The sequence below is a fragment of the Mucilaginibacter rubeus genome (assembly GCF_003286415.2).
Classification (GTDB): domain Bacteria; phylum Bacteroidota; class Bacteroidia; order Sphingobacteriales; family Sphingobacteriaceae; genus Mucilaginibacter; species Mucilaginibacter rubeus_A.
On the sequence record NZ_CP043450.1, the window covers coordinates 3,245,962 to 3,259,045 of the forward strand.

Below are 13,084 nucleotides of genomic sequence, written 5' to 3' on the forward strand. Positions count from 1 at the left end.
AGGTTTATTTCTGGTTATCGTAATACAAGGCAGCTGCGCCCACAATACCGCTGTTTTGCAATTCGGAGATCTCTATTTTAATGCGTTCAAGCGTTTTGGTATAGGCAAATGTTTTTACCTGCTGCCACATGGTTTCCTTAAAATATTCAAAAGCGTGGCTTACAGAGCCGCCAAGAATGATCAACTCGGGGTCATAAGCGTACATTACCATTTTAACTGCATTACCTACATGAGTACCCAGCTCCGCATATAACTTTAACGCCTGTTCATCTCCTGCCTGTGCATCCTTAAATACCTGTACGCCATCCAATCCGTACACATTGTTAAAGAACGAGCCACTACAATAGTATTCAAGAATGTTATCGATATAAGGGAATAGCCCAATCTCGCCGGCACCGCAATTGTGGCCTGCATACAATTTACCATTGGCGATTATGCCGGTGCCCAAACCTGTGCCAAGCGTAACGCCAACCATGCTATCAGCATTTTTGCCCTTGCCAAAATATAACTCGCCCACGGCAAAGCAATTAGCATCATTATTTACATATACCGGGATATTATAACGCTCCTGCATTAGTTTTTTTAAGGGAACTTCTTTCCATGACGGAATGTATTGCACATCATAAACAATACCTTCGGCCACATCAACAACGCTGGGTACACCTATGCCGATAGCGCTGGCGGTATCATTTAGTAAAAGGGCATCAACAACGGTATAAATATCGTTCAGCACATCCTCTACACTGCCATCGCTTTTAATTCGTTGCGATGCGATATTTCCAATTACATTATTGCTAACCACAGCGCCGCGAATATTGGTAGCGCCCAGGTCAATACCTATAACTTTTATGTTGCTCATGTATATGTTTATGCTTTATTATCAAAAATAGTTTTGTTAGTTACCAATGGCTTAGCCCAAAATCCGATGCTCAGCATATAGCCAAATGTGATATACAGGAAAAACATGCCTTGGCGCAAGCCAAACAAACTGCCCAATCCGCCTATCAATAACTGAACAACCGCGCCACCAATAATACCCGTAACCAGGATCCCAGCAAAGGAACCGTGATCTTCGGCAACAGAACTTAGCGCCAGCGAAAATATGATAGGATACATCACCGACATGAAGAACCCAACTATTGAAAATGAATACAATGATGTTTGCGGGCCGCCGAATAAACCCAGAGACAGGAAGATAAGCGCCAGGATAGTGAAGATCACCAGTAATTTACGGCTATCCATCAGTTTAAGTAAAAACAAGCCCAGGATCCCGCCGGCTGTCATCAATCCCCAAAAGTAGGCTACCGCGTTGGCGCCTGTAGTTTGCGGATCAAACTTGTGATATTCAAACAAAAATTGCGACATCCAGTAAGATACCCCCTGCTCGCTGCCAACGTAGCAAAACAGCGCGATGAAATAGGCTATCACAACCGGCTTTTTAAACAGATCGACGTGTGTTTTCCAGGGTCCGGCTTTTTCATCATGTGCCAGTTCAACCTTCGGAAATTTAGATATCAGCATGATCACAAACATGGCCAGGCAAATCACCGCGAATAACCAGTACAACGAGATCCAGGGCATAGTTGCAGGTACATGTGCTTCAAGTAACGGAAAAATCCCGCCTTTGCTGCTTCCCATATTTTTAACCATGTAAGAGTAAACCAGGGGACTAACAAACGATGCCCCGCCAAATATCAATTGCGCCAGCACCGATGTAAAAGCATAATTCTCCTCCCCGCCAGATGTACGGAGCAGCGGGTTGATCACCACCTGCAACATGGCCATACCGCAGCCAATTAAAAACAAGGATAATATGGCAGTTAAATAGTTAGGATAAACAGCAAGTAACAACGAACCCAGAAACGCCACCACAAAGGCCGCTACCATGATAGCTTTTTCGTTATACTTTTGAACCAGCATACTCGACGGAATAGACATTACCCCGTAAGCGATAAAAAACGCGAAGGGCAATAAGCCGGCCATCGCATCGCTCAATTTAAAATCCCTGATAAACTCGGGGGATAACGGGCCTATGATATTGGTTAAAAATGAAATAACAAAAAACGTAAGCATGATCAGCGTTACGATGTAGTAGTTTTTCTTCATCAATTGAGAGGGTTATGGTTTTGGTTCGGTATTAACTAAATATCGTTAAAAATCCGTTGGCTGGATAATTTTACAAAAACTTATTTAAATTGTTACACTTTCTTTTTAAAGTATTTTAAGAAGTCAATTTCAAAACTCCCCTCTTGAGAGGGGGCGCGGAAGAATGTGCGGTAGCAGGGGTGTGTTTCTGCGATTGATTTTCAAAAATAGTAACACACCCCTCCGCCCCTCTCAAGAGGGGAATCGCACATTCCCCGCTTCTTCGCCCCGAACTCTTAACATCCCCTTAACCTTAAATTGTTTCCAATCAAAACATTTAAGGCTTATTAATGTGTTTATGGAACAAACACCTGCTTTATGACCCCAAAAAAAGAAAAAGAACTTACCTACATTGAAAAAGTATGGCATACCGTTGCCATTGTTGCCCTGTTGGTTGTGGTGATACTCGTAGCACGAGTAGCATTCAACGTACTGCTGATGGTATTATCCGGCGCGCTCATTGCCACTTATTTTCACGGCCTTGGCGACCTCATTGAGCGCAACACTAAAATGCGCAGAAGATACGCCATGATCATATCGGTAGTAGGTTCATTTTTAATTTTGATAGGGCTGTTTTACCTGATGGGCACCACCATACAGCACCAGATAGCATTATTAAAAGATACGTTACCGCATACAGTTAATAACTTTAAAGCCAAGGTGGCCTCAAACCCAACCGGGCAGCAGATACTTGATTATTTTTCGGGCGACAATGACCCGGATAAGGTGGTAGTTACTGTTCAGCATTTTTTCAGTACGGGTTTTGGGGTACTGGGTGATATTTATATCATCCTGTTTCTCAGTATTTTTTTTACTACTAATCCCGATGTTTATAAGAATGGTATTTTAATGCTGCTATCAGATAAGAAAAAGCCATTAGGGCAGGATATTATGGACAGGATCAGTCTTTCGTTGAAAGGCTGGCTTAAGGGGATGCTGCTGTCCATGGTACTACTGGGCGTGTTGCTTACAACCGGTTTAAGCATTATGGGGATCCCGGCGGCTTTAATACTGGCTTTGTTTGCAGGCATGCTGAAGATCATCCCGAATTTAGGTTCGGTGATAGCCATGATACCGGGCGTACTGCTTGCCCTTACCGTTGGTACCAACACAGCTATCATAGTAGCGTTAATTTACGTGGTGTCGCAAACTATTGTGAGCAATATTGTTGTGCCCATAGTTCAAAACCGGATGATTAACCTCCCACCTGCATTAACCATCATTAGCCAGGTGGTAATGGGAACGCTTTCGGGTGTGCTGGGCATTATACTCGCAGTGCCAATTGTAGCCATCATTGTAATTTTGGTGGATGAACTATATGTAAAAAAACTTGGCGATGCTGAAGTAATAGCCCATTGAGCAACATGGCCTCATCAAAAAAATCGATATACAGCGCGCTCATCGCCAACCTGCTTATAGCGATAACCAAATTCATAGCGGGCGTTATCGGGCGAAGCGGATCAATGATTTCTGAAGGGATCCATTCGCTGGTTGATACTGCCAATGAATTGCTGTTATTGTTCGGCCTTTACCGTAGCCGGAAAGAGCCAGACAAAACGCACCCTTTTGGGTATGGAAAGGAGTTGTATTTCTGGTCGTTCATTGTCTCTATTATGATATTTGGTTTAGGCGGAGGGCTGTCCATTTACCAGGGCATTTTACACATCCGCGAGCCTGAGCAACTCGGCGACCCTACCATGAGCTATATCGTTTTGGGATTATCTATCATATTTGAAGGTTCATCGCTCATTATAGCCCTGAAAGAATTTAACGCGATCCGGGGCGATCAAACCTGGTGGGATGCCGTAGTGAAAAGCAAAGACCCATCAACTTTTTTGGTAATGTTTGAAGACAGCGCGGCTGTTGCAGGGCTTTTTATTGTTGGAATCTGCATGTTCCTGAACCATCGTTATAACATTCCTGTACTTGATGGCATAGCGTCTTTATTGGTTGGTCTGATATTGGTTGCCGTTTCGGCTATATTAGCCCGCGAAAGCCGAAGCTTGTTGATGGGTGAAGGGATTTCATCCGAATCGAGGATAAAAATCACAGCATTGGTTGAACGCGACAGTGCCGTTTTAAAAGTGATGCACATGCTATCAACCTATCAATCGCCTGATGAAATTATACTAATGCTGATCGTCGCTTTTAAGGAAGATCTCGACACCCAACAAATCAACGAAGCGATAGACCGCATCCGCGATTGTATTAAGCATGAGTTTAGCCTGGTACGTTTTGTTTTGGTACAGCCTGAAACATTTTCGGCAGAAATTACTGAAACAGGCAGCGTACTTTAATTGTATATTAGCTACAACTTAACTAAACATCCTACCTGATGCAAGAGCAAAAATTTCATTACGCCACAGTAACCGAAGCAATAAGCAAATTAAAAGAACAAGGCTATACCCACGAGTTTAGTCTTGAAGGGGATCATCTGAAAGCCGGTGCAGAAACATTCCCGGTAAGCGAATTTGAAATAGTTGACCTGTACCGTTATGAAGGTCCTTCTGACCCTGCAGATGAAGCAATCGTTTATGCACTCGCTTCAACCGGCGGTACTAAAGGCACATTGGTAACAGGCTACGGCATTTCTACAGATGAAGCGACCATCGAAACCTTAAAGAATTTACATTACAAATATCAGCAAAGCCAGCAGTAGTTTTTGGCACTTCATTTTTTCCGGCAACCTAACTTCACCAATGCTGCGCCGTTAAGTGCTACCTGTTTGTAACATATCTTTATCAAAGGCTTTTGCGCCGTAAGTGCTACCCGACAGTTAAAAAAACAATGTCGAAAAGGGTAGCACCTACGGCGCAAAAATCACAATCTATTCTTTTGCTATTGCTACAAACAGGTATCCCCTACGGGGAATTGAACAAGGTGAGCAACGAAAGAACAAGCACATCGTAACAAAAAATAAACATCTGTCCTTTCACCACTTAGATTATTTACCTTATACATTAGGCTGATACTTTTACAGCAATTTATATTGATAAATTTCAGGGATTTGGTTTCATGAACTGATATTGGTAATCTTGTGATGCGATGAAAAACAGCATACTGTCTACCTTTATCTTATTTATCTTTTGCTCACTGCATAGCCATGCGAAAACCAAAGTTGATACTATTTACGCGGCTGATCTGCAACCTATCGGGCGTACGCTCATCAATAATCAGCATAACTTAGCGCTTATTACTTCAGGTGCTCACTTTGGCTTTAGCTTTAAGGGGAATGAGTGCGCGATATATGTAAGCATTGCGGATGCCGGTGGTCATAATTACCTACAATATGAACTTGACGGGATTTATCAAAAAAGGATCAGGGTTGACGGAAACTTAAAAGAGCCAATTATCATTAAGACCAATAGCATAGGTTCACATCGTATCTGGATTTATAAAGCAACGGAAGCAACCAGCGGTGCTTTGCTATTTTCAAAGGTCGCGGGCGAAGGCGTTAAAAGTTTATCTGCTCCCAAACTGCCGTTAATAGAATTTATAGGTAATAGTATTACCTGCGGAGCGGCAGCTGACGATTCGGAAATTCCATGCGGAACCGGTGATTACCAGGACCATCATAATGCCTACATGGCTTATGGCCCAAGGGTAGCAAGAGCATTAAATGTCAATTTTATTTTATCAAGCGTTAGCGGTATCGGCGTTTACCGCACCTGGAACAGGGATTCTCCTTCGATGCCGCTGGTATACGAAAACGCAAATTTTCAGGAAAAGGATTCGTTGAAATGGGATTTTAAAACCTATCAGCCTAAAATTATAAGCATTGCCTTAGGCACTAATGATATGAGTAATGGCGATGGTAGTGCAAGAGCCCCATTTGATACCGTACGATTTGTTAACGACTATGTAAAGTTTGTACAACTGGTTAAATCCAAATATCCAAAAGCTCAAATTGCCTTGCTTTCCAGTCCGATGATTAAAGGTAACTCAAGGGAGATATTACAACGATGTTTAAGCAGGATAAAAGCCACTGCTGACACCACCTATCCGAAAGACAGGCCTGTTGCAACTTTCTTTTTTGAACCGATGGAGGCTCATGGTTGTTCCGGGCACCCAAGCGTAGCCGATCATCAAATCTTAGCGGAAGAACTTAAACCGTTTTTTGCCGGTTTGCTAAAACAGTAGTTGTTTGGCGAACGAATAGTACAGGTACAAAAAAGGCTGTTATCTTTCGAAAACAGCCTTATTACCTTATCGGTTATTAAAAGAGGGATCGTTCGCTATTGCCTGAACATCTTTCCTGGATTAAACATACTCCACGCCAAACCTGCTTTTCACATCAGCAACAATTTGTTTTACGCTTTGCTCCTGATCGCGGGGGCAGATAAGTAACGTATTGTTGGCTTCGACTACTATGTAATTGTTTAAACCCTGTAGTATCACCAGCTTACCGTCGGGCATATTTACCATACAATCAGATGAGTTATACATGATCACCTTTTCGTTTGGGATTACCGCGTTGCCGGCCTCAGCCTTTTCGGACAATTCATATATAGATGCCCAGGTTCCCAGATCGCTCCAACCAAAATCAGATGGCAATACATAAACATTATCCGCCTTCTCCATAATACCGTAGTCGATAGATGTATTAACACAGTGGTGATAAGCCTGGTTAATGTGAGTGGCTTCATTTTCTGTATTGTACACCGGCCGTGCATCAGCAAAAATATTGTGCAGATCGGGCATATAGGTTTCAAATGCCTGCACTATCGCCCTGGCCGACCAAACAAAAATCCCCGCGTTCCATAAAAAATCGCCGCTTTGAATAAAGCTTTTGGCAACCTCAAGGGTTGGCTTTTCGGTAAAGGTTTTTACCTTATGAAAATCATTGTTTATAACAGCGTCTGTATATTGAATATAGCCGTAACCCGTATCCGGTCTTGACGGCTTGATACCCAACGTTACCAGGCATTGGTGTTCTGCAGCGGTCTCCAATGATTTTTCGAGCGAGCCTACAAAGGCGTCTTCATCAAGGATCTGCTGATCGGAAGGAGCTACAACAATTACCGCGTCCGGGTTCAGGCTTTCTATCTTAAAACATCCGTAAGCTATACAGGGAGCGGTATTTCGCATTACGGGTTCAGTCAGGATCTGCTGATCTGTTATATCCGGCAACTGCTCCTTTACCAGTTGGGTATAGTTTTCATTAGTTAATATGAAGATGTTTTCTTTTGGGCATGTTTTGGAAAGCCGCTGATACGTATCCTGTATCAATGTTTTTCCGCTGCCAATAATATCTATAAATTGTTTGGGGTGCGATGTACGGCTTATTGGCCAAAACCGGCTTCCGATACCCCCTGCTAAAATTATCGCGTAATAGTTTTTGTTCATGCTTTACTTTAATGTTGGTTAACTGAATTAAACTGTACATGATTGGCTTTGATACAAAGCCTGCGTGCAGGAATGGTGCAGCTTATTGATTATTGCTACGTTTTTGATTTGTAACTCAAGTTTAGGGTTGGGGAGTTACAATTTCTTTAAGGTACAGTGATACGCTCAGCGAAATCACTGTACCATTTGATTTTAAAAACTTTTACTTATTGTAGTAAGAAAAGTCTTTATGGTGTATTTCCTGCTCAGGTAACGACTTGAAGTATTCCAACGTGATCTTCAAACCCTCGCTTCTGGATACTTTTGGCTCCCAGCCCAATATGGCTTTGGCCTTGGTAATATCCGGACGACGTTGTTTCGGGTCATCTGTAGGCAATGGCAGGCTGATCAGCTTTTGATCGGTTCCGGTCAGCTTGATGATTTCCTCACCAAACTGTTTGATCGTGATCTCATCCGGGTTACCAATGTTTACCGGCTGGGCATAATCGCTCAACAACAACCTGTAGATACCTTCTATCAAATCATCTACATAGCAGAATGACCTGGTCTGTGAACCGTCGCCAAACATCGTCAGCGGTTCGCCTCTCAGTGCCTGACCGATGAAAGCCGGCAATACCCTGCCGTCATTCAGCCGCATCCTTGGCCCGTAGGTGTTAAAGATCCTCACGATCCTGGTTTCTACACCATGGAAAGTGTGGTAAGCCATGGTGATGGCTTCCTGGAACCTTTTGGCTTCATCATAAACCCCTCTCGGACCTACCGGGTTTACATTACCCCAGTATTCTTCCGGCTGCGGGCTGATATTCGGGTCGCCGTATACTTCTGATGTTGAGGCGATCAGCATCCTGGCTTTCTTGTTCCGGGCCAGTCCCAGCAAATTATGGGTACCCAGTGAACCTACTTTTAAAGTCTGGATCGGGATTTTTAAATAGTCGATCGGGCTGGCCGGTGACGCGAAATGCAAAATGTAATGCAGATCGCCCGGTACATACACAAACGTGGATACGTCATGGTTATAAAACTCAAAGTTCTCCAGTTTGAACAAATGTTCGATATTCCTCAGGTCGCCCGTGATCAGGTTATCCATCCCGATCACGTGATAACCTTCCTTGATAAACCTGTCGCACAGGTGCGAGCCTAAAAAGCCGGCAGCACCCGTGATCAGGATCCTTTTTCTTTCTGTCATATTGCTACTGTTTTACGGCCTATGCTGTTATAATAAAATCCATGGTCTTTCATCCTGTCCAGGTCATACAGGTTACGTCCGTCAAAGATCACCGGCGATTTCAGCTTTTCTTTCATGAAGTCAAAATCCGGGGTACGGAATACCGGCCATTCGGTCACGATCAGCAGCGCGTCTGCTTCTTCCAGCGCGTTATAACGGTTGGTAGCATAACCTATCTTATCGCCAAGCAGTTTTTTTACGTTTGGCATACCTTCAGGGTCATAAGCGGTTACTGTAGCTCCTGCTGCTAAAAGCTCATCAATGATATACAAGGCCGGTGCTTCGCGGATATCGTCGGTTTCCGGTTTGAAAGCTAAGCCCCACAGCGCGAAGTGTTTGCCTTTCAGGCCGCCTTCGCCATAATATTCACGCATTTTTACCACCAGGCGTTTCTTCTGCGTTTCGTTCACTTCCATCACCGAGTTCAGGATCTTGAAGTCGTATTTATTTTCTTCGGCTGCTTTTGACAGGGCCTGCACGTCTTTAGGGAAGCAGCTGCCGCCGTAACCTACACCCGGAAACAGGAAACGTTTGCCGATACGGGCATCGGCACCTACGCCTTTACGCACCATGTCTACATCTGCTCCTACCAGCTCGCACATATTGGCAATCTCGTTCATGAACGTGATCTTGGTAGCTAAAAACGAGTTGGCGGCGTATTTGGTCAGCTCCGATGAGCGCTCGTCCATGTACAGGATCGGGTTACCCTGGCGTACATATGGGGCATACAAATCACCCATCACCTGGCGGGCTTTTTCATCCCTGGTACCTATTACTACCCTGTCCGGTTTCATGAAATCTTCTACCGCTACACCTTCGCGTAAAAACTCAGGGTTGGATACTACCGCGAATGGTACATCTGTATTGGCTTTCATTACCGCGGTCACTTTATCTGCCGTGCCTACCGGTACGGTTGATTTGGTCACGATCACTTTATACTCGGTGATCAGTTTGGCGATATCCTTAGCCGCGCCAAGTACATAGCTCAAATCTGCCGCACCATCGGCCCCCGGTGGCGTTGGCAAGGCTAAAAAGATCACCTTTGCCGGTGCTATCGCTTCGGCCAGATCGGTGGTAAAGGTTAACCGCTCCTGTTTAATGTTCCGTAAAAATAAAATATCAAGACCCGGCTCATAGATCGGCATCTCGCCATTGCGCATCTTGTTTACTTTTTCTTCTACTATATCTACACAGGTTACTTCATTCCCTGTTTCGGCCAAACAGGTTCCCGTTACCAAACCAACATAGCCAGTACCAATTACTGCTATCTTCATATTTTACTATTTATGTGTTTTTAAGTTAGATTACTTTACTAAAACATCATTCCAGAGGTTCAACGGATAGGTTCCGCTTTCAACCAGCTTTGAAATGCTCTCCTTAACAATGTCCTTATCATTTACATAAGTAACACCAAACCATTTTGATTTAGTTGGGATAACTTTAAAGCTTGCAGCTCCCGTTTTAATCAACTCATCAGCAACCAGCGGAATATAAAATTCGGCTTTAGGCTTATCCTCATTGGCCTGCACAAACCTGGTGAACATTGGCTTGCTTTGCTCAAACACAGCCGGTGTAAAACCCCAGAAATTCATCGACACTCGTGTATCAGCCGGTAAATCGTGTTCGCCGGTCTCATCTTTGTAGGCTATGCCGCCATCCTCTTTAAAATAAACTTCGGCACGCTCATTTATCTGTACCATGTTACCGTTTTCATCTACCTTACATACCCCGCGAGATACCGAACCATTTTCAGAGAGGGTATTGTTGATCTGGTATCCGATCAATGAATATTGATCTTCTGCAACCTCAGTAGTTAAAAACTCAACCATTTTTTCAAAAGCATCATAGCCGTAATAGTCATCGGCATTAATTACGCAAAATGGCTCTTTTACCGCGTCACGTGCTGCCAAAACAGCATGAGCAGTACCCCATGGTTTTGCACGCTCAATAGTTTTATCGATACCGAATGGCGTTAGGTCATAGCTTTGAAAAACATATTCGGTTTCAATAAGCCCCTGTAACTTAGGTTCAAATATGGCTTTAAAATTATCGGCAAATTCTTCGCGGATGATGAAGCATACTTTTCCAAAGCCCGCTTTAATCGCGTCGTAAATAGAATAATCAATAATGGTTTCGCCGTTAGGGCCAAAACCGTCAATTTGTTTCATGCTGCCGTAACGGCTGGCCATACCTGCCGCCAGAATGAGTAAGGTTGGTTTCATAATTTTCAATTTGATTTTTAGTTTTTAATAGATACAAGAATATATGCTCACCAAAAAGAAATATGGTGATGTTTACCTGAATGGTAAATAGTTGAAAGAAAAGAGGGCTATTTTAAATACTCCTCGTAGTACTTCGCAATCAATACCTGCTCATGAAATGTTGTCCTGATAATTTCGCGGCCATGTTTGCGGATATAATCTAATTTTTGTTTCCCAAGGTATGCTTCGTTTAATTTTTCTATAGTGCTGTCGGTATCTAATGTGCAAATCCAACCGAGGTTGTTCTCGCTAACAAAATCAGAAAGACCTACATTTTCGGAGATCAAAACGGCAGTACCCATGTGTAAAGACTCGACTACGACGTTAGCGAAGTTTTCATTTAAGGATGTCAGAATAAACAAGTCCGACTGGTTGAGGCGTTCAAATTTCTCCTGCCTGTTTACCCAGCCTAACCATTCAATTTTTGAAACTATCTTCAGCTCATCAGCAAGTTGTTTCAGTTGTTGAACGTAGGTTTCGTCACCATCGCCGGCAATAACCAGTTTCAGGTCAAACGAAAGTTGACTTATGGCTGCAAACAATTTTTCAAGTCCTTTTTTATGGTGAATGCGCGACATAAAAATAACCGTGAAGCACTCATTATCTATTTCCTTTATCTCAATATCGGGTAACGATAAAATATTGGGTAAAACAAAACCTTCCCACCCGGGGATCAATTTCCGGCATTCAACATATTCGGACTGGGCGGTAGCGTGCAATACGCATTTCTTCAAAATTCTGCGCCCGCCAAACTTATGGATCAATTTTTTATAACCACTGTTTCCGGTTTCAAATACGTACTCACTCAACATACCGCGGGGCGCAAGGATCACTTTGGTTTTACTGAATAAGGCAATCCGTGCAGCTACCACACTTAAAATACTCCACCATGAATGGATATGGATCACATCATAATGATTAGCCGTTTTGAAAAGCATGCGCCATAAGGTAGGGCTTACATGCGTATGATCGCCGGTAATGCGTTTAAAGTAAGTTACGTTAACCCCCTCTACATTTGTCACGGCACCGGGCGTTACATCCAGTTCTGTTTTGCCATTGGCAGTGGTGGTATAAACATCAACATCATGCCCGTTAGCCGCTAACCCTTCGCACAAGCGCGATACAGATTCCGTTGGACCTCCGTATCCGTAAGCAGGTTTATAAGCAGGTATAATGTGCAGTATCTTCATAAGGTAGTATTAGATATATAGAAAGCGCAAATATGCACTCATTGTAGATTATTTAACCAAGTTGGATTTTAAATCGTCCGGAACGATACTCAAAGTTGGCACGGACTCGGGCTTTTCGGCAAGCTTTTCATCTTCAATCAATCGGATAGCGAGCAATATCTCAACCATGGTTCGCTGAAGCGTATAGTGCCAGCCAGCCCAGCCGTTAAAGATCAGCCTTTTAACAAACAGGCAATGAAAGAAAACCAAAAACGGGGCTAACACCTTTGTTTTACGGATTTTGCCGCTTATAGGCATTTCTGACGTCGGTTCATTAACCAGTTTTTTACTTTCTTTAATAGCATAGCCATCCTGGTTACTTAACCAGCGCGACAGCGATTTTCTGTCGTCATGTAAGATATACGATTTGTACATACCAGTAGACCCGTTAATTTTTAAACGCTGGGTATGCCCATCATCGTAATAAATACATTTATTAATGTCAAATAAAACAGGGCGGGGCGTTGTATTATCGCCGGAAAGCTTCTTTCCAAAAACTAAAAACCTGAACGTGGTCTCGTAGGCTTCATTTTGCGGATTGGCGATAATGTTTTGGGTTTCCTGTATAAACTCCGGCGTAAGTACGTAATCGGCATCAAGTGTTAACGCCCATTTGCTTTTAAGTAATGAAAGCCCGTAATTCCACTGGTTGCCATGTGTATCAAATTTGCGTTGAAAAACTTCAACGTTGGGATAGGAATTAGCAATGTCTAATGTAGCATCAGTACTAAAACTATCCAGAATAACAACCCGTTGAAGCCAGGTTAACCTGTCGAGAACCCGCTTGAGATTAGGTTCTTCGTTTTTAGTTAAAATTAATGCGGTAATTAAGGTTGATGAGGTCAATTCCATCTTACGAGTGTTATGTTATTTATATA

Annotated in this window: 12 protein-coding genes; 4 read left to right on the forward strand and 8 right to left on the reverse strand. The window is 43.2% G+C overall.

Annotated elements, in window-relative coordinates; genetic code table 11:
* Positions 1-4: 4 nt before the first annotated feature.
* Both DEO27_RS12775 and DEO27_RS12780 read right to left on the reverse strand, forming a co-directional pair.
* Positions 5-859, reverse strand: a complete 855-nt coding sequence (locus DEO27_RS12775) for an ROK family protein (RefSeq protein ID WP_190295399.1) — start codon at positions 857-859, stop codon at positions 5-7.
* A gap of 8 nt (positions 860-867) precedes the next feature.
* A complete protein-coding gene (locus tag DEO27_RS12780) occupies positions 868-2,106 on the reverse strand; it encodes an MFS transporter (protein ID WP_112565467.1) in 1,239 nt (412 codons plus the stop codon).
* Positions 2,107-2,463: 357 nt separating this feature from the next.
* Here DEO27_RS12780 and DEO27_RS12785 point away from each other — a divergent pair, with 357 nt between their 5' ends.
* The 4 genes from DEO27_RS12785 (at position 2,464) to DEO27_RS12800 (ending at position 6,285) form a co-directional block, all read left to right on the forward strand.
* The gene (locus DEO27_RS12785) at positions 2,464-3,504 is read left to right on the forward strand and encodes an AI-2E family transporter (RefSeq protein WP_112565464.1); all 1,041 of its coding nucleotides are present in this window, start codon (positions 2,464-2,466) and stop codon (positions 3,502-3,504) included.
* A 5-nt stretch (positions 3,505-3,509) separates the two neighbouring features.
* Positions 3,510-4,442 (forward strand): cation diffusion facilitator family transporter, encoded by a 933-nt coding sequence (locus DEO27_RS12790; protein WP_112565461.1) that lies wholly within the window; start codon positions 3,510-3,512, stop codon positions 4,440-4,442.
* Positions 4,443-4,480: 38 nt separating this feature from the next.
* Positions 4,481-4,804: a hypothetical protein gene (locus tag DEO27_RS12795; RefSeq protein WP_112565458.1), complete on the forward strand. Its 324-nt coding sequence runs from the start codon at positions 4,481-4,483 to the stop codon at positions 4,802-4,804.
* Between the two features lie 386 nt (positions 4,805-5,190).
* Positions 5,191-6,285: an SGNH/GDSL hydrolase family protein gene (locus DEO27_RS12800; protein WP_112565455.1), complete on the forward strand. Its 1,095-nt coding sequence runs from the start codon at positions 5,191-5,193 to the stop codon at positions 6,283-6,285.
* A 120-nt stretch (positions 6,286-6,405) separates the two neighbouring features.
* Here DEO27_RS12800 and DEO27_RS12805 read toward each other — a convergent pair whose 3' ends face one another.
* The 6 genes from DEO27_RS12805 to DEO27_RS12830 all read right to left on the reverse strand — a co-directional run bounded on the left by DEO27_RS12805 (position 6,406) and on the right by DEO27_RS12830 (position 13,058).
* Positions 6,406-7,491: a mannose-1-phosphate guanylyltransferase gene (locus tag DEO27_RS12805; protein WP_112565452.1), complete on the reverse strand. Its 1,086-nt coding sequence runs from the start codon at positions 7,489-7,491 to the stop codon at positions 6,406-6,408.
* A 202-nt stretch (positions 7,492-7,693) separates the two neighbouring features.
* A complete protein-coding gene (locus DEO27_RS12810) occupies positions 7,694-8,677 on the reverse strand; it encodes a UDP-glucuronic acid decarboxylase family protein (protein ID WP_112565449.1) in 984 nt (327 codons plus the stop codon).
* Positions 8,674-9,990, reverse strand: a complete 1,317-nt coding sequence (locus DEO27_RS12815) for a UDP-glucose dehydrogenase family protein (RefSeq protein ID WP_112565446.1) — start codon at positions 9,988-9,990, stop codon at positions 8,674-8,676. The genes DEO27_RS12810 and DEO27_RS12815 overlap by 4 nt, the downstream gene beginning before the upstream one ends.
* 30 nt (positions 9,991-10,020) lie before the next feature.
* Complete coding sequence (locus tag DEO27_RS12820) at positions 10,021-10,938, reverse strand: NDP-sugar synthase (protein WP_190295400.1); 918 nt, start codon at positions 10,936-10,938, stop codon at positions 10,021-10,023.
* Between the two features lie 107 nt (positions 10,939-11,045).
* Positions 11,046-12,167, reverse strand: a complete 1,122-nt coding sequence (locus tag DEO27_RS12825) for an XrtY-associated glycosyltransferase XYAG1 (RefSeq protein WP_112565443.1) — start codon at positions 12,165-12,167, stop codon at positions 11,046-11,048.
* Positions 12,168-12,215: 48 nt separating this feature from the next.
* The gene (locus DEO27_RS12830; protein ID WP_112565440.1) at positions 12,216-13,058 is read right to left on the reverse strand and encodes a glycosyltransferase family 2 protein; all 843 of its coding nucleotides are present in this window, start codon (positions 13,056-13,058) and stop codon (positions 12,216-12,218) included.
* Positions 13,059-13,084: the final 26 nt, after the last annotated feature.